Below are 19,919 nucleotides of genomic sequence, written 5' to 3' on the forward strand. Positions count from 1 at the left end.
CCACCAAACCGAGGGAGGATCAGTGGCCCGCGACATCGGCGCGTCAGCGTCGTAGCGCGACGGCAGGACGTATTTCGAGTTACCGGCGCAGGTCTTGAGAGCGATGAAGATGTCGAGCATTTGCTGCGATAGATAGACGTTGTGCGCCTTCGAGCGCTTCATTCGCTCCTTGGGGATCGACCAGACGGCGTTCTCAAAATCGACCTCGTCCCAGACTGCATCCTGCAATTCGCTCTTTCGCACCATCGAGAGCAGAATCAGCTTTATCCCGAGACGGATCGTCGGCAGCGTCGGGACATGCTCAAGCTGTCCGAGCATGATGCGGATCTCCGCGGGAGATAGCGACCTGTCCTTCGGCACGAAGGTCGCGATCGACGATGGGCCAACCTCGTCGGCCGGGTTGGCGACCTTCTCCCCGTGCAGGATGGCGAAGGCGAAAACCAACTTCACAATGTCTCTGACGTGGACCGCTGTTGCCGGCGCCCCGCGTTCCTTTACCTTCGCGCACAACCCGCGCAGATCCTCCGGCAGGATCTCGGTTAGCAGTCGATTGCGAAACGCCGGGAGGATGTCGCGCTCGAAGATCGACCGCCGCATCGCGCGTGTACTGTCCGCCATCCTCGCTTCCTGAAGCCAGCGCTCACCGAACTGGCCGAAGCTCTTGGCTTCCTTGATCCTCCGCTTCTCGCGCTGCTTTTCCTGCGCCGGCGAGCGACCCTCGGAAATCGCGCGCTTGGCATCAATCAGCTTCTCACGCGCCCGAGCCAGAGACAGACCCGCCGGGCCATAACGACCCAACGTCAAGGTCTCCCGACGGCCGTTGAGCCGGTAGTCCAAGCGGAACACGATTGAACCCGAAGGTTGGACCACGACGTACATACCGTCACGATCCACAATCTTGTATAATTTATCTTTTGGTTTCAGTGCCTTGATGGCAGTGTCGGTCAGCATCTGCACCCTCCAGATCGGTCAAAAAATGCAGGAGAGCACCCAATTATACCGTCAGTCCAAAATTGGGTCGCCTGACAGGATTTTATTCAGTACTTACAGTTGTTTAGGCCAAAAAATATACCGTCAACAGCTCTCTTGCCCCTGACGGTATATGCGTTTTTCGGTTGAGACAAGACGCGCCATACCGCCAGCCATACCGTCAAACGGGAGGCTAACTCGGCGATAGATGCCGAAAGTCTCAGAGAGATTTTTTCAGCATTTTCATTGGCTTATGTCGTATTATAGCGTGATTTCGGATACGCCCGGAGGGGCAAAAATTATTCCCACTCGATCGTCCCGGGCGGCTTGGACGTCACGTCGTAGACGACGCGGTTGACGCCGCGGACCTCGTTGATGATGCGGGTGGCGGTCTTAGAGAGGACGTCCCAGGGGAACTGGTAGAAGTCGGCGGTCATGCCGTCGGTCGAGGAGACGGCGCGCAGGGCCAGGACCTTTTCATAGGTGCGGGCGTCGCCCATGACGCCGACGGTCTTGACCGGCAGCAGGACGGCGAAGGCCTGCCAGATCTTGTCGTAGAGGCCGGCCTTGCGGATCTCGTCCAGATAGATGGCGTCGGCCTGTTGCAGGGTCTCGACGGCGTCCGGCGTGATCTCGCCGGGGATGCGGATGGCCAGGCCCGGTCCGGGGAACGGGTGGCGCCCGACGAAGGCGTCGGTCAGGCCCAGTTCGCGGCCCAGCGCCCGGACCTCGTCCTTGAACAGTTCGCGCAAGGGTTCGACCAGTTTGAGTTTCATATAGTCCGGCAGGCCGCCGACGTTATGGTGGCTCTTGATGACGTGGGCCTTGCCGCTGGACGAGGAGACGCTCTCGATCACGTCGGGATAGAGGGTGCCCTGGGCCAGGAATTCGGCCCCTTCGATCTTGGCGGACTCGCGATCAAACACCTCGATGAACAACCTGCCGATGGTCTTGCGCTTGGTCTCGGGGTCGGAAATGCCGGCCAGTTCGCCCAAAAATTCCTTCGACGCATCAACGTGCACCAGCGGGATGTTGTAGTGCTCGCGGAACAGGGTCGTGACCTGTTTCGCTTCGTCCTTGCGAAGCAATCCGGTGTCGACGAAGACGCAGGTCAGTTGATCCCCGATGGCCTCATGGATCAGGACGGCCGCGACCGATGAATCCACACCGCCCGACAGGCCGCAGATCACCTTGGCGTCGCCGACCTGTTCGCGGATCTGGGCGATCTTCTCGTCGCGGTAGGCGGCCATGGTCCAGTCGCCCTTCAAACCCGCGATGCCGTGGGTGAAGTTCTTCAGCATCTGATGGCCGCGCGGCGTGTGCATCACCTCGGGGTGGAACTGCACACCGTAGAAGCGGCGGGCCTCATCGGCGATCACCGCATAGGGCGACCCTTCTGACGAGGCGACCACGTCAAAGTCTTGCGGGATGGCGACGATCTTGTCGCCGTGGCTCATCCAGACCTCTTCGTTCTCGCCGACGGGAGCCAGATCGGCCAGCAGGGGCGAGGCCTTCTGAACCGTGATCTCGGCGCGGCCGAACTCGCGCGTGTGGCCGCCCTCGACCTTGCCGCCCAGCTGCTCGCACATCGTCATCTCGCCGTAGCAGATGCCCAGCACCGGCACGCCCGCCTCGAACACGCCCTGCGGCGCGCGAGGGCTGCCCTCTTCATGCACGCTCTCGGGACCGCCCGACAGGATGATGGCCGCCGGTTTCATGGCCGTCAGAGCTGCCTCGGCCTTCTGGAACGGATGGATCTCGCAATAGACGCTGGCCTCGCGCAGGCGGCGCGCGATCAGCTGCGTCACCTGGCTGCCGAAGTCGACGATGAGGACCTTCTGGTGGTCTTGCGGCGTGGTCATGGCGTGATCGAATCCGGGGCAGGAGGATGGGCGGGGTCTTGGCCGGGCGGGGCCGATATTTCAAGGGCGGGAAGCTCAAGAGCGGCGGGGCCGTCGGCCTCCAGCACGGCGATCAAGCGATCCAGGGCGGCGGCCAGGTTCTCGTCCACATGATGCAGGGTCGAGGTCCAGTCCTCCAACGCCTTCAACTCGGCGCGGCCGTCCGACACGCCGCGCAGGGCGATCAGGGGCACACCGAAGGTCTGGGCGGCGCGGACCAGGGCCCAGGTCTCCATGTCCACCATCTCGGCGTCGATGGCGTCATAGGCGGCGCCGGAGACGACGTTCGCTCCGGTCGACAGGGTCGCCGTCGGCACGCCGGGGATTGGGCACGGCAAAGACAGGACGGCGGGCTGGTCCAGCAAGGGGGTCACGCCCTTCGGAAATCCCAGCGGGCTGGCGTCCATGTCGCGATAGGCGACGGACGCGGCCTGATAGACCGCCGCATGGTCCAACACCCGCGACCCGCACGAGCCCAGCGATACGATCAGATCCGGCAAATCGCCCGCCGCCTCCAGCCGCGCCAGGGCGACGCCAAGGTTCACGGCGGCCTCGACCGGGCCGACGCCGGTCATCAACGGCGCGATCCGGGCCTGAAGGTGCAGGCCATATTCAGCAGGCGCGGCCATGACGTAGAGCAGCGAAACCCCGCCATGCCGCGCCAGCTTCATGCCGCGCGCTCGTAGACGGCGGCGAAGAAACCGTCCGTGTCGGCCGAGGCCGGCGACAGGCGCAGGCGCGCCCCGGACGCCAGCTCGGCGAACTTCGCCTGAGCCGCCGTCGTCAAAAATCCTCCCCCGTCCACGGGGGAGGGGGACCGCGAAGCGGTGGAGGGGGCGAACGCATCCCCGGCGCCGGAACTGGGGTCGCCCCCTCCACCACGCTGCGCGTGGTCCCCCTCCCCCGCTTCGCTGGGGAGGATCGGGACGGGATGGAATTCGGGATGCAAAGCCTCGAAGGCGTCCACGCTGGCCTCGTTTTCGCGCGCCAGCATCGAACAGGTGACATAGACCAGTCTGCCGCCCGGCTTCACCAGCTTGGTCGCCTGGCTCAAGATACGCACCTGAAGGCCGTGCAGCTTTACGACATCTTCGGCGGTCAGACGCCAGGCGTCCTCGGGCCGACGACGCCAGGTGCCGGACCCCGAACAGGGCGCATCGACGAAGACCAGATCGGCCTGCCCGTTCAGATCTTCCAGGCCCCCGCCGTTCTGGCCGATCAGGACCAGCTCCGCCTCGACGCCTGCGCGCTGCAGGCGAGGACGGATATTCTCCAGCCGCTTGTTGACGACGTCCGAGGCGACAAGCTTGCCTTGCGCCTTCATCGCCTGGGCCAGACCCAGCGTCTTGCCGCCCCCGCCGGCGCAGTAATCCACCACCGTCATGCCGGGCGCGGCGCCCGCCAGCCAGCAGACGACCTGGCTGCCTTCATCCTGGATTTCGAACCGGCCGGCCTTGAAGCCCTCCAGCGCCTGGATGTTGGGCGGCGGTTCCGACGGCGCGCGCAGGCCGACGGCCGACCAGGGCGTGCGCGACACGTCCAGCCCGGCGGCCTTCAGCTCGGCCTCGACCTCATCGACCGTGGCGGCCGCATCATTGACGCGCAGGTCGATCGGCGCGCGCGGCGCCATCAGGGCGTGGGCTTCCTCGGCCCAGCGGTCGCCGAAGGTGGCCTTGAAATCCTCGACCACGAACTCGGGCAGGCCGGCGGCGACCCAGCCCGGCAGTTCGCCCTGCCCCGCCGTGATGCGGCTGCGCTCCTGTTTGGACAGCGGACGCGGGCCATAGCCGTCGCCCGAATGCAGGGCCTCGATCTCTTCCAGCGAAAGGCCGTCGATGGCGTGCAGCGAACCGATGACCAGAGCCCGACCGTCTTCACGCCCGCCCATGATCCACGACAGGCGGCCGCGCGCGCGCAGCACCTTGTAGACCCGGTCGGCGATGGCGCGCCGGTCCTTGGACCCGGCGTAGCGGTTGGCCGTGCCCCAGGCCTTCATGACGGCCTCGGCCGGTTGGCGGCCCTGGGCGATGGAGTCCAGGACGGAGGCGGCGGCGGCGAGGCGAGCGGCTGGGGTCAATTCAGGCTTTCAAACGAAGAACAGGGACGCCAGGACCATGACCAGCCCCGCAAGCGAGACCACCCAGACCAGCGACCGGATATAGGGAACACCGAAGGCGTAGAGCGGCACATAGACCACCCGCCCCCAGAAATAGAGCGCCGCGCCCCACACTGTCAGGGCGCTGGACGCGCCGATGACATGGGCGATCAGCACCGCGGCGATGAACAGCGGCAGGGTTTCGTACAGATTGGCCTGGGCGCGTTCGAGACGGCCGGTCAGCGGCTTCTTAGCCTCCGGCGTCTCGTCGCGCGGACCCGCATTCCATTTCGAGCCGAACTCGGCCGTCCGCGCCCCGGCGGGCAGGAAGATCTGAACCAGGGCCAGGATCAGCGTCAGGGCCATATAGGTGAGTTCGGTCGTCATGGTCGCCTACCCTTGCCGATAGTTGGGCGCTTCACGCGTGATCATCACGTCGTGGACGTGGCTTTCACGCAGACCCGCGCCGGTGATGCGCACGAACCGGGCGCGTTCCTGGAACTCCGGGATCGTGCCGGCGCCGACATAGCCCATGGAGGCGCGAAGACCCCCGACCATTTGGTGCAGGACCGGGCTGATCGGCCCCTTATAGGGCGTCTGGCCCTCGATGCCCTCGGGCACCAGCTTCTCGGACGAGACTTCCTTCTGGAAATATCGATCCGCCGAGCCGCGCGCCATGGCCCCGACCGAGCCCATGCCGCGATACGACTTGTAGCTGCGGCCCTGGTACAGGAAGACCTCGCCGGGGCTTTCGTCGGTGCCGGCGAACATCGATCCCATCATGGCCACGTTGGCGCCGGCCGCGATGGCCTTGGCCAGGTCGCCCGAATATTTGATGCCCCCGTCCGCGATGACCGAGGCGCCCGTGCCCTTGGCCGCCCGCGCGGAGTCCATCACCGCCGTCAGCTGCGGCACGCCCACGCCGGCGACGATGCGGGTGGTGCAGATGGATCCGGGACCGATGCCCACCTTCACCGCATCCGCGCCTGCGTCGATCAGAGCCCGCGTCGCATCATAGGTGGCGACATTGCCGGCGATGATCTGCAGCCGGTTGTTCTCGCGCTTGATCCGCTCGACCACCTGGGCGACCGAGGCGGAGTGACCATGGGCGGTGTCGATCACCACCACGTCGCAACCCGCTTCGGCCAGCGCCATCGCGCGTTCGTATCCGGCGTCGCCGACGGTGGAGGCGGCGCCGACCAGCAGGCGGCCCTGCTCGTCCTTGGCGGCGTTGGGGAAGGCCTGGGCCTTTTCGATGTCCTTCATGGTGATCAGGCCGACGGCCCGATAATCCTCGTCCACCACAATGACGCGTTCGATCTTGCGGGTCTTCAGCAACTCGCGCGCCTCGTCGCGGCTGGCGCCTTCGCGCACCGTGATCAGGTCGCCCGTGGTCATCAGCGAGGCGGCCGTGACGTTGAGGTCGCTCTCGAAGCGCATGTCGCGGTGGGTCAGCATGCCGACCAGCTTGCCCGTCGCCGGATCCACGACGGGGAAGCCGGTGATCTTCTTGCGCGCCACGATCTCGCGCACTTCGCCCAGAGTCGTTTGCGGGTCGACCGTCACCGGATTGACCACCATCCCGCTCTCATAGCGTTTGACGGCGCGGACCTCGTCGGCCTGCTCCTCGATGGTCATGTTGCGGTGCAGAACGCCCAGACCGCCCGACTGGGCCATGGCGATAGCCAGACGGCTTTCCGTCACCGTGTCCATGGCGGACGACAGCAGCGGGATGTTCAGTTTGATGTCGCGCGTCAGCTGGGTCGAGACATCGACCATCGCCGGCATGAACTCGGATGCGCCGGGTTCCAGCAAAACATCGTCGAAGGTCAGTCCTTCGCGTATCTCCATAGGGAGTCTCCGTTTTGCGGGCCGCGTATAACGGGATGCGGGGGTCGGGGGCAAGGCCGATTGCGGTTATAGGCCCGATAGATTTTATTGCTTTGCAACCCGCAGGGCCGCTCACCATTCTCTCCGCATGGTCGGCGTCATCCTCAGCACCGCGCGCAAACTGGCTCTGAAGATCGCCAGCTATGGCGTCATGCACCTGATCGTCGCCATCCTGGTCGCCTTCGCGATCACCCGCGACTGGCGCATCGCCCTGGCCGTAGGCATGGTCGAGCCGATCTTTCAGACCATCGCCTACACCGTCCACGACCGCGTGTGGCACAAGGTCGAGCGGCGGCGCATGGCCTCCAGTATCGAGGAAGCGACCGAGGCCTTCACCGCCCGCCTCGACATCATGTCGCCCGAGGAACAGCGCCGCTCGCACGATGCCCATCACGGCCACAGCCATGCCCTGCCCCGGTCGTTCAAACAGATCGCGCTGAAGACCGTCACCTATGGCGTCATGCATTTCGCCGTGGCGGTCGCCGTGGCCTACGCCCTGACCAACGACATCCGCACGGCGCTGACCATCGGCATGGTCGAGCCTCTGGTGCAGACGCTCTTCTTCGCCCTGCACGACCGCATCTGGTCGCGCCTGGAAGATCGCAGAGCCCGCGCGAGCACAGCCGCCGCCTGACGCGTCAGCGCTTGTTCAGCGCGACCAGAAACACTTCGGCGCTGTCCTTACGGCTCGACGCCGGCTTGACGTATTTCACCGTCTCGAACTCCTCGCGCAGCCGCGCCAGAACGCCGCCGGCGTCTCCGCCCTGGAAGTTCTTGGAGACGAAGTTGCCGCCGGGCCGCAACGTGCGGATGGCGAAGTCAGCGGCGATCTCGATCAGGGCGATGATCTTCAAATGGTCCGTCTGGCGATGCCCGACCGTATTGTGCGCCATGTCCGACAGAACCAGGTCCGGCGCCCCGCCGATGGCGTCGATCAACTGCTGGTCCACGCCCGGATGGGTGAAATCGGCTTGAAGCAGGGTCGCGCCCGGGATCGGCGCGATCATCAGCAGGTCCACACCCGCTACGGCGCCCGCACCGCGGTTCAAGGCCACCTGGACCCAGCCGCCCGGCGCCGCGCCCAGGTCGATGACCTTCGACCCGCGCTTGATCAGCCGGAACCTGTCGTCGATCTCGATCAGCTTGAAGGCCGCGCGCGAGCGCCAGCCCTCGGCCCGCGCCTTTTCAGACCATTTGTCAGACAGCTGGCGCTTGATCCACTGCTGGCTCGACATCGACTTGGTGTCGGCCGTCTTCATCTTGGTGCCCATGCCGCGTCCGGCGGCGGTTCCGCCGCTGGGCGGTCTCACCATCCGGCGGCGTTCTCCCGCCGGTTGATTCTGGGGCTTTTCGTCTTCGCTCATCGTTCCCACATAGCCCCGACCGGCGTTGCGGGCTATGTCCCGCCTCAAATCAACCCAAAGAGGACGACCGACATGGCCGACACCCTGACCTTCACCCTGGACACCGGCGACGGCGAAGCCCGCGACGTGGTCATCAAGCTGCGCCCCGACCTGGCCCCCGGCCACGTCGAACGCATCACCGAACTGGCCAAGGAAGGCTTCTACGACGGCGTGGTCTTCCACCGCGTGATCCCGGGCTTCATGGCTCAGGGCGGCGATCCGACCGGCACCGGCACCTCGGGTTCCAAGAAGCCGAACCTGAAGGCCGAGTTCTCGGCTGAGCCGCACGTGCGCGGCGTCTGCTCGATGGCCCGCACCTCTGACCCCAACAGCGCCAACTCGCAGTTCTTCATCGTCTTCGACGACGCCACCTTCCTGGACCGCCAGTACACCGTTTGGGGCCAGGTCGAATCGGGCATGGAACACGTCGACGCCCTGCCCAAGGGCGAGCCGCCGCGCAGCCCCGGCAAGATCGTCAAGGCGACGGTCAACTAACCACGCAATCTTGACGTTTCTCGATGATGGCTTTCAGTTGCAACGCTGAGCCATCGTCGGGGGACGACATTGCGCATTCTTCTGGTCATCGAGCCGTCCGGCGGCGGCTCGGGGCGTCATGCGGTCGATCTGGCCCGCGCCCTGATCAGAAGCGGCCATCAGGTGTCTCTGATCTGGTCGCCACGCCGTGCAGAGCCTTGGTTTCAGGCCGCGGTCGCCGCTCTGCCCCTCCACGCCAATGAACGCCTGCCTATGCGACGCAGCGTCGGACCGTGGGACGTCGCCGCGCTTCACGCCCTGAATCGCCTGATCGCCCGCCTCGGCCCGTTCGAGATCGTTCACGGCCACAGCGCCAAGGCCGGCGCCCTGGTCCGCCTGGCCCACGCGCCCCGCGCCGCCAAGATCTACACCCCTCACGCCCTGCCGATGATGGGCCCGGCCAGCCCGGCGACGATCAGCGCCGGCGCGGCCGAGGCGCTTTTGGCCCGGTCCGGCGACGCCATCATCGCCGTTTCTGAGGAAGAGGCCGCCGTCGCCCGTCTCTGGGGGCTGGGCGGAAACCGCTTGCACGTCGTCCCCAACGGCCTGGCCGCTCCGCCCGCCAACGATCGTCTCGCAGCCCGCCAAGCCCTCGAGGTTCCCGACGACGCTCTGGTCATCGGATTCGTCGGCCGGCTTTGCGCTCAGAAAGACCCCGTCCGATTCGCGCACGCCGTCCGCCGGGCGAACGCCGTCGATCCGCGCATCATCGGCGTCATGGTCGGCGACGGCGATCTGGCCCCGTCGGTCAGGACCGCCGGCGGCGACGCCCTCCGTCTGCTGGGCGCACGCGACGCGGGGCCGCTGATGGCGGGCTTCGATCTGTTCGCCATGACCAGCCGTTACGAGGCCGATTCCTACGCCATGATTGAGGCGGCCGCCCTAGGCCTGCCCATCGTCTGCATCGACGTCGGCGGGATCGCGCGTCTGACCCAGATCGGCGCGCGCATCGACCGCTTGCCCGTCGACGCCTCGCCCGATCATCTGGCCGAGGCGATGCGCGCCGCGCTGGCCAGCCGCGTCGTGCCCCTGCCGATCGCGCCGGGCCTGCTGTCCGCTTCGCTGATGGTCGAACAGACGGTTCGGATCTACCGCGACGCCTTCGCCCGCCGACGCCTGGGTGGCTGACCCCGTCTTTATCAACGGCCGCTTCCTGACCCAGCCGATGAGCGGGGTTCAGCGTTATGCGCGTCAAATCGTCCGCGCCCTGGACCAGCGCCCCGGCGCCGCCGACCGCTATGTCCTGCTGACGCCCCCCGGCGCCGACAACCTGAACCTGCTCCACATCCCGACCCGCACGATCGGACGCGCTGGCGGCCATCTGTGGGAACAGACCGCCCTGGCCTGGACCGCGCGCCACGGCCGCCTGCTGTCGTTAGGCGGTTCGGGCCCGGTGCTGCACCGGCGGCAGATCGTCGTCATCCACGACGCCGCCGTCTTTCGTCATCCCGAGCATTTCCGAACCGGCTACGCCGCCTTTCACCGCGCCCTGAACAGGATCCTGGCGCGCCGTGCGCGGCTGGCGACCGTCTCCGACTTCTCCCGGCGCGAGCTGGCCTCGGTCCTGAACCTGTCGCCTGACAGCGTCGCCGTCGCCCCGAACAGCGCCGACCATCTTCTCAACATCACGCCAGACCCGGCCGTCATTGAACGTCTCGGTCTGACCACCCGCCCCTACTACGTCGCCCTGGGCAATCTGACGCCGAACAAGAACCTCGCCGGCGCCATCCGCGCCCTCTCTCGTCTTGCGGACCCTGCCGTCCGGCTGGTCATCATCGGCGACCGCCCCGCCGTCTTCGACCGTTCCGCCTTTCCCGCTGACCCGCGCCTGATCTTCACCGGCCGTCGCTCGGACGCAGAGATCGCCGCCCTGCTCGGCGGCGCGCAGGGGCTCGTCTTTCCCAGCCTCTACGAAGGCTTCGGCATTCCGCCGCTGGAGGCGATGACCCTCGGCTGTCCGGTCATCGCCTCCGACATCCCGGCGACGCGCGAGGTCTGCGCCGACGCCGCCCTCTATTTCGATCCCGCCGACGACGCAGCCCTGGCCGCCCATATGGCTGACCTGCTCAGCCGACCGGATGTCGCCCGTCCCGACGCCGGCCTTCGCCGCGCTGACCGTTACGCCTGGTCCCGCTCGGCCGAAGTCATCGAAGATCTTCTGCTCAGCACCTGACGATAGGCGGCCCTATGAGCCTCGACGATCGATGCCTCGGTCCAGGCCGGCGCACCGACCGCCGCGAAACGCCACCGTTCCGGCTGGTCCACAGCCGCCTGCATCGACGTCGTCAGCGCGTCTGCATTCCCCGGCTCGATCAGGGCCGACATGCCCGCCCCCTGCGCCGCTTCCGGCAAGCCGCCGATGCGCGAGGCGATCACGCCCCGTCCTTGCTGAACCGCCTCCGCGACGCTGCGTCCGAACGGCTCGGCCCACACCGCCGGCGCGACCAGCACATCCACCCTGGGCCAGAACGCCTCCCCCTCCACCTGCCCCAGCCAGACGATGCGCGGATCCTCATACGCCCGCCTCAACGCCTGCACGTAATCCTCCTCGCCCCGCCCGGCGATATTCAGCGTCCAGTGACCGTCCAGCCGCCTCGTCGCCGCCAGCAGAACCTCGATCCCCTTTTCCGGCTCGATCCGCCCGAGAAACCCAAACCGCATCGTCGGCGCCTCGGCCAACGATGGTCTTGGCGCGATCGCCGCCGCGCCCGCTGCATTGCCGATCACCGACCCTGGCGTCCGCCGAAAATAGCCCGCCGCCCGATGCGTCTCCAGCACAGGCCCGCTCAGCCCGATGACATGATTCACGCCTTGCGACCGCGCCCGCTTGCCCGCCGTCAACAACACGCACGACCCACACCGCCGCTCGCAACGCCGTCCGCGTCGAAACAGCGACGCCCGCGCGCACAGCATCGACCAGTCCCTCAGCGTCTGCACCATCGGCAGGTCTCGCCGCGTCGCCGCGCGATAGACCGACAGCGAAAACCCCGTCGTCAGGTGCAGGTGGATCAGATCCGGCCGCACCCGCGCGACCGCGCGATCCACCTGATCATCCATCAGCGAATTGGCCGCCTCCAGCCCATGCCAGATCGCCCGCCGGAACGCCGGCCGCCGCGCGCCGTCATAGGGCCAGTACAGATTTCGCAGCGGCAGCCGCTGCACGGGGACGCCGTCGATCCGCTCGTTCACCGTTTCGCGCCCCGGCTTCAGCGTCAGCACCGACGCCTCCACGCCGGCCCGCGTCAACCCTTGGGCCAACTGCGCCACGCTTCGTTCCGCCCCGCCGACCTGCGCCGGCGGATACAGGGTGTTGACGATCAGCACCCTCACGGCGCCAGCGGCCTTCGCCACGCCAGGGCGCCCACCAGACAGCACAGGAAGACCATCCCCGCCCCCTGCGTCAGATCCTCTCCGAACATCGCCGCCAGCACATAGACCGACAGCGGCGTCAGCGCGTCCAGCCGCGCCGCCGACGCCAGATGCAGCCCCAGCAGCACCAGCGCGCTCACCACCCCCGCCGTCCGCGCCGTGAACAGATAGCCGTTGTGGCTGACCGACAGCGCCCGAAACGCCCCCATCTCCTCCGCCGACGACCACCCCGTTCCCATTGGCCTTTCCACGACCAGATCGACCGTCCGCCTCCAGGTCAGCATCCGTCCGGCCAGATTGTCCCGCAGCGCCATCCTGTCGAACCGTCCCGCGAACCGGCCGCCGTCGAGGTCGAACCGCCAGGCCTGCAAAGCCATCGCGCCCGTGGCCAGCACACAGACCGTCAGCACCATCCCCAGCGGCCGAACCCGCTCGCGCCATCGCCAACCGACGACCATCCTCGCCAGCCCCGCCAGCATCGCCGCCATCATGCCGCCCCGCGACAGGGTGCTGACGAACCCCAGAACCGCCACGCCGACGCCGCCCCACGTCGTCCCGCCCCGCGCCCAGCGCCGTCCCGCCAGCATCACGCCGGCCGGGACCGCCAGTCCGATCATCGCCATCGCCGCATTCGGATGCTCGGCCAGGGTCGTCAACCGCACATGAGCGGCCGTCGTGGTCACCATCGCGCGCGGCGACGCCAGCCCCACGGCCTGCAAAGGCTCCAGCCCGACCAGCATCGCCATCCCATAGGTCGCCAGGTGACACGCCGCGCCCGCCAGCACGGCCAATAGGAACAGCCGCCGCCGTCGCTCGTCCCTGAGGATCAGGCTCGCCACAGCCGGCGCCGCCAAGGCCGAGGCGATCCACCGAAACCAGAAGACCGCATCCCCGATGTTCAGCCGATCGCCGCCCCGCGCGACCTGAACCAGCAGCGTCATCACCAGAAAGCCGGCCGCGACCACGACCGCCGCCCTCAGAACCGGCGCCATGCCTCGCCACGTCACACCCACGAGCGGCACAGCAACCGCCAGCGCCAGATCGCCCAGCCGCGGCCCGCTGACCTGCCCCGGCGTCAGAAAGAGCGGCAAGGTCACGCCCAGGCCCAGCAGGCTTAGCGCCACCCGCTCATAGGCCGCGCGCACCTGCGACCACCGCAGCGTCCCGCGCCGCGATGCGCTCAGGACGGCCTGCAATGCTCGACCTCGGGATCGAACCGCGCCCCGTCCATCACGCCCGCGACCAGCACCCCGGCCTGTCGCCAGCGTCCGCCCAGCGCCAGCCGACCTGCCAGCCTCAGCCGCGAGGCGGCATAGCGCAGCGCCGAGCGCCGCCCCTCGTGCCGCCGCTTGGCCAGGATGACGTTGCGCGTCAGATAGCGATGCAGCCGTTCGCGCCGCGCATCGGGCTCTGTCTCGATGGTCAGCCGTCCCGGCGCCGCGCGCACGTGCTCGACCCGGCTGGCCGCGACCAGATAGCCCGGCGCCTCGCGAGACAGCCGCAGCGTATATTCCGTATCGTCGCCCCAGATGAACATGGGCGCCAGCGGCAGGCCATGCCGCATCACCGCCGCCCGGCTGACCAGGACCGACACGAAGGTCGCCTGCCTCACCGGCGCCATCCCCTGCTCCAGCCGCTCGCCCCAAGCCGGATAGCCCAGCGCATTCTCCCTCCGGTCGATCTCGGGCGTATTGGTCAGATGCCCCTCAGGCGACCGCACGCTGGAACACAGGAAGGCCGGCACGACGCCCTCATCCGCCAGCCCCGTTTCCGCCGCCAGCAAGGCCTCCAGCGCATCCGGCGCCGCCAGCACGTCGTCGTCCATCAGCCAGACCCGGTCGGCCCCCGCCTCGATCGCTGCGCGGATTCCGGCGTTGAAGCCGCCTGCCCCGCCGGTGTTGACCGGCATCCGCACCACCATCGCCTGCCCCGCCCAGGCGTCAGCCAGCATCTCGGCGGTGCCGTCGTCGCTGGCGTTGTCGACCACCACAACCCCGTCGCAATGGCGCGTCTGGGCGATCAGATGCGCCAGACATTGCTCCAGCAGGGCGCGCCGGTTCCACGTCACCACCACGGCCCACACCGACGGCTTCATGCGGCTATCCTGGCGATGGCCGGCGCCAGCGACTTCTCAACCAGGCTCAGCGCCCGCCCGACCGCCTGGTCCATGTTGTAATACTGAAAATCGGCCAGCCGCCCGGCGAACCAGACCTTGCCCGCCAGCGTCGCGGCCATCTCGCGATACTGCCCCGCCAACGCGCGCGACGCCTCCGTCAGGATCGGATAATAGGGGTCGTTCACGCCCGCCTCATAAACCATCGGATATTCGGTCACCGTCGCCGTCGTCGGCCCATGCTCGCCGGTCAGGTGGCGGAAATCGGTGATGCGCGTGAAGTCGAAGTCATTGGGATAGTTGACCGTCCCGACCGGCAGGCCATCCTCGACATCCACGACCCGATGGTCGAACCGCACGCTGCGATAGGGCAAGGCCCCGACCGACCGGCCGAAATAGTCGTCCAGCGCGCCGCAATAGACCATCCGATCCCACGACCCCGCTTCGACCTGATCCATCGGCGTATTCACCGACACCGTGATGTTGGGATGATTCAGCATCCTCTGGAACAGCGCCCCATAGCCGTCGCGCGGCATGGCCTGATAGCGATCGACGAAATAGCGGTCGTCCCGGCTGACCGCGATCGGCACCCGCGCGGTGACCGAGGCGTCCAGCGCCTCGACCGGCAGGCCCCACTGTTTGGCGGTGTATCCGGCGAACACCTTGTCGAAGACATAGTCGCCCAGCCGCCTCAGATCCGGATCGTCCCCCGCCTGTCGCAGGTCATGGATGCTGGGCCGCGCCCCGAAACCGAACCGCTGAACCAGGGTCTGCGTCATCCGCTCGGCCACCGCGGCAGGAAACAGTGTCTCGATCGAATCCAGATTGAACGGCAGCGGCACCTGTCGCCCGTCGAGCAGCCCTTGGACCCGATGGGCGTAGGGCCGCCATGCCGTAAACCGGCTCAGATAGTCGAAGATGCGCGCGCTGTTGGTGTGGAACACGTGCGGGCCATACGGATGGATCAGCCGCCCGCCCGCATCGCGCCGGTCGTACGCATTGCCGCCGACGTGGTCGCGCCGGTCGATCACGAGCACGCTCTGGTCCAGCCCGCGCGCCAGCCGTTCGGCGACCACCGCACCGGTAAAGCCGGCGCCGACGATCAGCCAGTCATATCGCCGGGACATCGCGCCTCCCGCCGGTTTGGAACAGCGCGCCCCAATGCGCCCTCAGGCCGATCAGACAGGCCACGACCACCGCCGCCTCGCCGATGATCCGCGCACCCGCCATGCCGGCCGCGCCAAGGCCGGGCGCCAACACCACCGCCGGCCCCAGCGTCGCGACACAGCCCAGCGTCACGATCAGCGCAAACCGTCCATCCATCCGCAGCGGGTTCATCAGATGCAGCCCCAGCACCTGGCTGACGGCCACCAGGGGCAGCACCCAGGCCAGAAGACGCAGCACCTCGACGGCGCCCGCAAACCCCGGCCCGAACAACAGACGGATCAGCAGCGGCGCCGTCAGCGTCAGCGCCGCCGCCAGCAGCACGAACGCCCCCGTCGAGGCCGCCAGCGTCCACCGCGCCGTGCGAAACGCAGCCGCCGGATCCTGTCCCAGCAGTCCGGCGATCCGGGGCGCAATCAGACCCGCCAGCGGCCGCATCATCGACCCGGACGCCGCGACCAGCCGATCCGCCGCCCCGTAAAGCGCCGCCTGCGCCGGCCCGGCCAGCGCCGCGACGACCAGAACGCCCGCCCCCGTATAGGCGACGATGACCGCTCGACTGGCGAACAGCGGCCCGCCCTGGATCAGGACGCGTCGCACAAAGCCCCGCTCCGGCGCTTGAACCCTCTGCCGTCGCAGCAGCAGGACGCCGGTCGCGACCAAGCCGGCCCAGACGCCGCCCGCCTGGACGGCCATCACGCCGCCGACGCTCAAGTCGGGCAGCGCCAGCACGACGCACGTTCCGACCAGGGCGAAGCCGACCTCCAGCATCGCCGCCGGACCGGGATCGCGAATACCCTGAAAGAACCACAGCAGGCTGGCCCCCTGCCCGATACCCAGAACGACCGCCATGGCCACGACGCCGCTCGCCCCTTCCAGAACCGGATTGAAGGCCGCCAGACCAACGCCGACCGCAGCGGCGGGCAGGATCAGCACGCCGCGCATCGCCAGGGCCTGACCGATCAGGACGCCGCGCCCTTCGACCGCTCCGGCGATGTCGCGCGGCCCCGACAGCGATTGCCCGTAATCCACGACCACCGACACGACCAAGGCCAGGGCGATGGCCGAGGCGAATACGCCGAACCCTTCCAGCCCCAGGCGTCGCGTCAGAACCGGATAGAGCAGCAGCGGCGAGACATAGCGGGCGACGTGCGCGCCATAGACCCAGCCCGCATCGGCCGCGCCCCGCGCCGACAGCAATCGGTGCCTGCCATCCCCCAACTGTCGCCCCCGCGATCAACCCTGGCGCGAGCTTTAGACACGCAAGGTCGCAATCGCAAGCGCGGGCTCAGCCGGGCGGCTTAGCCGAAACGGCCCTCGGCCCAGCGCGCAGCGAAATATCCGCCGGTCGCCGACAGCATCGTCAGGGTCGTGCCCCAGATCAGGTCGATAATCGTCAGCTTGGTCTGCCACACAGCCAGCGTCGCCTGATTGGTCAGGTCGTAGGTGGCGTAGGCGACGAAGCCCAGCACCGCCCCGTTGATCGCGGCCCGCGTCCAGTTCCCTTCCTTCAGGGCCGGTGCAATCGCCAGAAACACGGTACCGGCGATGGAGATCAGATAGAAGGCCACCGCCGCCTTCATGTCCGGCTTGTCGGCCATGATCGGCCCGATGACGGGCTTGTACAGCCGGTTCGTCATGGTGGTCAGCCAGACGAAATCGATGGCTGCAAAGGTCAGGCCGGCCCCGAGATAGGCCGCGACATATTTGATCATCCTCGTCTCCCTTAAGCCGGCTTCAGTCGATAGTGACTGACCGCCCAGGTGCGGCCCTCGTCATTTCCGAACAGACCCGCCGTCGCCAGATAGAACCGCCGCCAGCGACGGGTCCAAAGTTTGGCTTCGTCGCCATAGGTCTCACGCATCAACACCGCGATCCGCGGGGCGTTCCGGTCCATGTTCGCCAGCCAGTCGTTGGCGGTCTTCGCATAGTGACCACCGTTCCAGGTCCATTCCTGCTCGACCGCGAACAGGTCGGGAAACTGCCGGATCAGCCCGTGGCTGGGCATGACGCCGCCCGTGAAGAAATGCTGGGCGATGAAGTCGCCGCTGTCGGTATGGTCAAACCGATAGGGCGCGTTGCGGTGCGTGAAGACGTGGATGAACATCCGCCCGTCCGGCGTCAGCCAGCGTCTCGCCTTGGTCAGCAGGGCGCGCCAGTTGGCCATATGCTCGAACATCTCCACCGAGACGATGCGGTCGAAGCGCTGCTCGGTGTCGAAGGCGTTCATGTCCTGGGTGATGACCGTCAGATTGGTCAGCCCCCGCGCCGCCGCCTGCGCTTCGATATGGCCGCGTTGGCCGTGACTGTTCGACACCGCCGTAATCTTCGACTTCGGATAGGTCTCGGCCATCCACAGCGACAGCGAGCCCCAGCCGCAGCCCATCTCCAGAATCGTCTGACCGTCCTTCAGATCGGCATGGGCGCAGGTCTCGGCCAGCGCCGCTTCTTCCGCCTGATCCAGCGTCTCGCGGCCCGTGGGATAGAGGCAGCAGGAGTATTTCAGCCGCTTGCCCAGGCACAGCTGGAAAAACTCGGGCGGCAGTTCGTAATGCTGCTGGTTCGCAGCATCCGTATGTTCGGCGATCGCGCGCTGGGCCATTTCGCGCGCAAAGGCCGCCTCGTCATGCGGGCCGTCGCGATCCAGACGCTTTCTGGCCTCCGTCACCAGGCTGTCGATCGCCGGACGCGTCACGAAGTCCGGGAACGGCGCGTCCTGAAGCTGGCGAATGGCGACATTGGTCAGGTTCATCGGCGTCCTCGATCGTCGGATCTTGCTGCAGGCTTGACGGCAATACGACGCCTCGGCCCCTACGGATCCCTCCGCCCTCTTGAACGCAACCCCAAGGATGCCGACATCCGCCTCCGGCGCCGGCCGATTCCGAAGAAAGTGCACCAATTGCACCCTCTTTTTGGAACCGGGCTCGGCGTCGTTTCAGACCAATTAGACGAATTAGACTCTGTTTTTCGCCTTCACCGTCTGAAATCGCCGCGTCGGATCGACGCCGCGTCTTGCCCCCCGCCCGCCCCCGCGTTAGGCGTGGTCAAAAGCCGATATTCATCAGGCAGTGAAAAAAGGGAGAGCGATGGGAAAGATCTACGCTGACGTCACGTCCGCGCTGGAGGGCCTGACCTTCGACGGCATGACGGTCATGTCCGGCGGCTTCGGCCTGTGCGGCATCCCCGAAAACCTGATCGCCGCTCTGCGCGACAGCGGCGTCAAGGGCCTGACGGTCATCTCCAACAACGCCGGCGTCGACGGCTTCGGCCTGGGCCAACTGCTGGGCACCCGCCAGATCGCCAAGATGATCAGTTCTTACGTCGGCGAGAACAAGGAGTTCGAGCGCCAGTATCTGGCCGGCGAGCTGGAGCTTGAGTTCAATCCACAAGGGACCCTCGCCGAGCGCATCCGCGCCGGCGGCGCGGGCATCCCCGCCTTCTTCACCGCCACCGGCGTCGGCACCCTGGTCGCCGAGGGCAAGGAGGTGCGCAACTTCAACGGCCGCGACTACGTCATGGAGACTGGCCTGGTCGCCGACCTGTCCATCGTCAAGGCCTGGAAGGCCGACGAGCGCGGCAACCTGGTGTTCCGCAAGACCGCCCGCAACTTCAACCCGATGATGGCCACGGCCGGCAAGGTCACGGTTGTCGAGGTCGAGGAGATCGTCCCCGTCGGTTCGCTGGATCCCGACCACATCCACACGCCGGGCGTCTATATCGACCGCCTGGTCCAGACCGTGTCCGAAAAGCGCATCGAACAGCGCACCGTCCGTCAACGTGCCGCCGGCGCCGCCGCCGGATCGGAGGTCTGATCATGCCCCGCACCCGCGAACAACTCGCCGAACGCGCCGCCCAGGAACTGCAGGACGGCTTCTATGTGAACCTGGGCATCGGCATCCCGACCCTGGTCGCCAACTACATCCCCGCCGGCATGACCGTGACCCTGCAATCCGAGAACGGCATGCTGGGCATGGGCCCCTTCCCCTATGAAGGCGACGAGGACCCCGACCTGATCAACGCCGGCAAGCAGACGATCACCGAAATCCCGGAGTCGTCCTACTTCTCCAGCGCCGACAGCTTCGCCATGATCCGCGGCGGCCATATCAACCTGTCGATCCTTGGCGCTATGGAAGTGGCCCAGAACGGCGACATCGCCAACTGGATGATCCCCGGCAAGCTGGTGAAGGGCATGGGCGGCGCCATGGACCTGGTCGCCGGCGTCAAGCGTGTGGTCGTCGTCATGGAGCACGCCAACAAGCACGGCCAATCCAAGGTGCTGAAAGCCTGCACATTGCCACTGACCGGCACGGGCGTCGTCAGCCGCATCATCACCGACCTGGCCACCTTCGACGTCAAGCCGGACGGCGCGGGCCTCGAGCTGATCGAACTGGCCGACGGCGTCACCCTCGACGAAGTCGCCGCCAAGACCGAGGCGGCCTACACCGTCGCACCGGGCTTGCAGGCCGCCTGATGAACCTGCG

The 19,919-nt window shown here is 67.2% G+C and carries 20 protein-coding genes; 6 read left to right on the forward strand and 14 right to left on the reverse strand.

The genetic code is table 11. The features are described 5' to 3' along the window. From VH88_RS04275 to guaB, 6 genes are all read right to left on the reverse strand, one after another. Nucleotides 1-951 (reverse strand): integrase arm-type DNA-binding domain-containing protein (locus tag VH88_RS04275; protein WP_045810165.1); only part of this gene is annotated, 951 nt, incomplete at its 3' end. A gap of 317 nt (nucleotides 952-1,268) precedes the next feature. Further along, nucleotides 1,269-2,831: a glutamine-hydrolyzing GMP synthase gene (gene guaA, locus VH88_RS04280; protein ID WP_045810166.1), complete on the reverse strand. Its 1,563-nt coding sequence runs from the start codon at nucleotides 2,829-2,831 to the stop codon at nucleotides 1,269-1,271. Further along, nucleotides 2,828-3,541: a 5'-methylthioadenosine/S-adenosylhomocysteine nucleosidase gene (locus VH88_RS04285; RefSeq protein WP_045810167.1), complete on the reverse strand. Its 714-nt coding sequence runs from the start codon at nucleotides 3,539-3,541 to the stop codon at nucleotides 2,828-2,830. Before VH88_RS04285 ends, guaA begins: the two co-directional genes overlap by 4 nt. Next, the gene (locus VH88_RS04290; protein WP_045810168.1) at nucleotides 3,538-4,947 is read right to left on the reverse strand and encodes an RsmB/NOP family class I SAM-dependent RNA methyltransferase; all 1,410 of its coding nucleotides are present in this window, start codon (nucleotides 4,945-4,947) and stop codon (nucleotides 3,538-3,540) included. The genes VH88_RS04285 and VH88_RS04290 overlap by 4 nt, the downstream gene beginning before the upstream one ends. A gap of 9 nt (nucleotides 4,948-4,956) precedes the next feature. After that, entirely contained in the window at nucleotides 4,957-5,352 is a 396-nt protein-coding gene (locus VH88_RS04295) for an MAPEG family protein (RefSeq protein WP_045810169.1), read from the reverse strand. Between the two features lie 6 nt (nucleotides 5,353-5,358). After that, entirely contained in the window at nucleotides 5,359-6,816 is a 1,458-nt protein-coding gene (gene guaB, locus VH88_RS04300) for an IMP dehydrogenase (protein WP_045810170.1), read from the reverse strand. A 127-nt stretch (nucleotides 6,817-6,943) separates the two neighbouring features. On the opposite strand from guaB, the gene VH88_RS04305 reads away from it, so the two are divergent. After that, complete coding sequence (locus VH88_RS04305; protein WP_045810171.1) at nucleotides 6,944-7,489, forward strand: DUF2061 domain-containing protein; 546 nt, start codon at nucleotides 6,944-6,946, stop codon at nucleotides 7,487-7,489. A gap of 4 nt (nucleotides 7,490-7,493) precedes the next feature. Here VH88_RS04305 and VH88_RS04310 read toward each other — a convergent pair whose 3' ends face one another. After that, nucleotides 7,494-8,219 (reverse strand): RlmE family RNA methyltransferase, encoded by a 726-nt coding sequence (locus tag VH88_RS04310; RefSeq protein ID WP_045810172.1) that lies wholly within the window; start codon nucleotides 8,217-8,219, stop codon nucleotides 7,494-7,496. Nucleotides 8,220-8,291: 72 nt separating this feature from the next. Between VH88_RS04310 and VH88_RS04315 the strand changes: the two genes are divergently transcribed. The 3 genes from VH88_RS04315 to VH88_RS04325 all read left to right on the forward strand — a co-directional run bounded on the left by VH88_RS04315 (nucleotide 8,292) and on the right by VH88_RS04325 (nucleotide 10,965). Then, nucleotides 8,292-8,753, forward strand: coding sequence for a peptidylprolyl isomerase (locus VH88_RS04315; RefSeq protein WP_017504078.1), 462 nt, complete (start codon nucleotides 8,292-8,294; stop codon nucleotides 8,751-8,753). Nucleotides 8,754-8,822: 69 nt separating this feature from the next. Then, entirely contained in the window at nucleotides 8,823-9,920 is a 1,098-nt protein-coding gene (locus VH88_RS04320; protein ID WP_052689487.1) for a glycosyltransferase family 4 protein, read from the forward strand. After that, nucleotides 9,913-10,965, forward strand: coding sequence for a glycosyltransferase family 1 protein (locus tag VH88_RS04325; RefSeq protein ID WP_052689488.1), 1,053 nt, complete (start codon nucleotides 9,913-9,915; stop codon nucleotides 10,963-10,965). Before VH88_RS04320 ends, VH88_RS04325 begins: the two co-directional genes overlap by 8 nt. Here the strand turns inward: VH88_RS04325 and VH88_RS04330 are convergent. The 7 genes from VH88_RS04330 to VH88_RS04360 form a co-directional block, all read right to left on the reverse strand. Further along, nucleotides 10,911-12,143: a glycosyltransferase gene (locus VH88_RS04330; RefSeq protein WP_052689489.1), complete on the reverse strand. Its 1,233-nt coding sequence runs from the start codon at nucleotides 12,141-12,143 to the stop codon at nucleotides 10,911-10,913. The two genes, VH88_RS04325 and VH88_RS04330, sit on opposite strands and share 55 nt — an antisense overlap. Next, nucleotides 12,119-13,306: an O-antigen ligase gene (locus VH88_RS04335; protein ID WP_156146749.1), complete on the reverse strand. Its 1,188-nt coding sequence runs from the start codon at nucleotides 13,304-13,306 to the stop codon at nucleotides 12,119-12,121. Before VH88_RS04335 ends, VH88_RS04330 begins: the two co-directional genes overlap by 25 nt. A 35-nt stretch (nucleotides 13,307-13,341) precedes the next feature. After that, nucleotides 13,342-14,256, reverse strand: a complete 915-nt coding sequence (locus tag VH88_RS04340; RefSeq protein WP_045810175.1) for a glycosyltransferase family 2 protein — start codon at nucleotides 14,254-14,256, stop codon at nucleotides 13,342-13,344. Then, nucleotides 14,253-15,401, reverse strand: a complete 1,149-nt coding sequence (gene glf / locus VH88_RS04345) for a UDP-galactopyranose mutase (RefSeq protein ID WP_045810176.1) — start codon at nucleotides 15,399-15,401, stop codon at nucleotides 14,253-14,255. Before glf ends, VH88_RS04340 begins: the two co-directional genes overlap by 4 nt. Then, nucleotides 15,385-16,638, reverse strand: coding sequence for an oligosaccharide flippase family protein (locus VH88_RS04350; protein WP_045810177.1), 1,254 nt, complete (start codon nucleotides 16,636-16,638; stop codon nucleotides 15,385-15,387). Before VH88_RS04350 ends, glf begins: the two co-directional genes overlap by 17 nt. 101 nt (nucleotides 16,639-16,739) lie before the next feature. Further along, complete coding sequence (locus VH88_RS04355; protein WP_039245498.1) at nucleotides 16,740-17,153, reverse strand: DUF2177 family protein; 414 nt, start codon at nucleotides 17,151-17,153, stop codon at nucleotides 16,740-16,742. A gap of 11 nt (nucleotides 17,154-17,164) precedes the next feature. Further along, a complete protein-coding gene (locus tag VH88_RS04360) occupies nucleotides 17,165-18,190 on the reverse strand; it encodes a cyclopropane-fatty-acyl-phospholipid synthase family protein (RefSeq protein ID WP_045810178.1) in 1,026 nt (341 codons plus the stop codon). Between the two features lie 334 nt (nucleotides 18,191-18,524). Here VH88_RS04360 and VH88_RS04365 point away from each other — a divergent pair, with 334 nt between their 5' ends. Further along, nucleotides 18,525-19,250 carry a CoA transferase subunit A gene (locus VH88_RS04365; RefSeq protein WP_045810179.1) on the forward strand — a complete coding sequence of 242 codons (726 nt, stop codon included), beginning with the start codon at nucleotides 18,525-18,527 and terminating at the stop codon, nucleotides 19,248-19,250. Nucleotides 19,251-19,252: 2 nt separating this feature from the next. Then, nucleotides 19,253-19,909: a 3-oxoacid CoA-transferase subunit B gene (locus tag VH88_RS04370; protein WP_045810180.1), complete on the forward strand. Its 657-nt coding sequence runs from the start codon at nucleotides 19,253-19,255 to the stop codon at nucleotides 19,907-19,909. The last annotated feature ends 10 nt before the right edge of the window (nucleotides 19,910-19,919 follow it).

Origin of the sequence: Brevundimonas sp. KM4 (genome assembly GCF_000964075.1) — a bacterium.
GTDB classification, from domain to species: domain Bacteria; phylum Pseudomonadota; class Alphaproteobacteria; order Caulobacterales; family Caulobacteraceae; genus Brevundimonas; species Brevundimonas huaxiensis.

What these genes read in the sequence shown, in the direction of transcription:
- VH88_RS04365 (WP_045810179.1), top strand. Translation starts at nt 18,525, where the DNA reads ATGGGAAAGATCTACGCTGACGTCACGTCCGCGCTGGAGGGCCTGACC.
- guaA (WP_045810166.1), bottom strand. Translation starts at nt 2,831, where the DNA reads ATGACCACGCCGCAAGACCACCAGAAGGTCCTCATCGTCGACTTCGGC.
- VH88_RS04310 (WP_045810172.1), bottom strand. Translation starts at nt 8,219, where the DNA reads ATGAGCGAAGACGAAAAGCCCCAGAATCAACCGGCGGGAGAACGCCGC.
- VH88_RS04305 (WP_045810171.1), top strand. Translation starts at nt 6,944, where the DNA reads ATGGTCGGCGTCATCCTCAGCACCGCGCGCAAACTGGCTCTGAAGATC.
- VH88_RS04295 (WP_045810169.1), bottom strand. Translation starts at nt 5,352, where the DNA reads ATGACGACCGAACTCACCTATATGGCCCTGACGCTGATCCTGGCCCTG.
- VH88_RS04360 (WP_045810178.1), bottom strand. Translation starts at nt 18,190, where the DNA reads ATGAACCTGACCAATGTCGCCATTCGCCAGCTTCAGGACGCGCCGTTC.
- VH88_RS04370 (WP_045810180.1), top strand. Translation starts at nt 19,253, where the DNA reads ATGCCCCGCACCCGCGAACAACTCGCCGAACGCGCCGCCCAGGAACTG.
- glf (WP_045810176.1), bottom strand. Translation starts at nt 15,401, where the DNA reads ATGTCCCGGCGATATGACTGGCTGATCGTCGGCGCCGGCTTTACCGGT.
- VH88_RS04355 (WP_039245498.1), bottom strand. Translation starts at nt 17,153, where the DNA reads ATGATCAAATATGTCGCGGCCTATCTCGGGGCCGGCCTGACCTTTGCA.
- VH88_RS04340 (WP_045810175.1), bottom strand. Translation starts at nt 14,256, where the DNA reads ATGAAGCCGTCGGTGTGGGCCGTGGTGGTGACGTGGAACCGGCGCGCC.
- guaB (WP_045810170.1), bottom strand. Translation starts at nt 6,816, where the DNA reads ATGGAGATACGCGAAGGACTGACCTTCGACGATGTTTTGCTGGAACCC.
- VH88_RS04315 (WP_017504078.1), top strand. Translation starts at nt 8,292, where the DNA reads ATGGCCGACACCCTGACCTTCACCCTGGACACCGGCGACGGCGAAGCC.
- VH88_RS04285 (WP_045810167.1), bottom strand. Translation starts at nt 3,541, where the DNA reads ATGAAGCTGGCGCGGCATGGCGGGGTTTCGCTGCTCTACGTCATGGCC.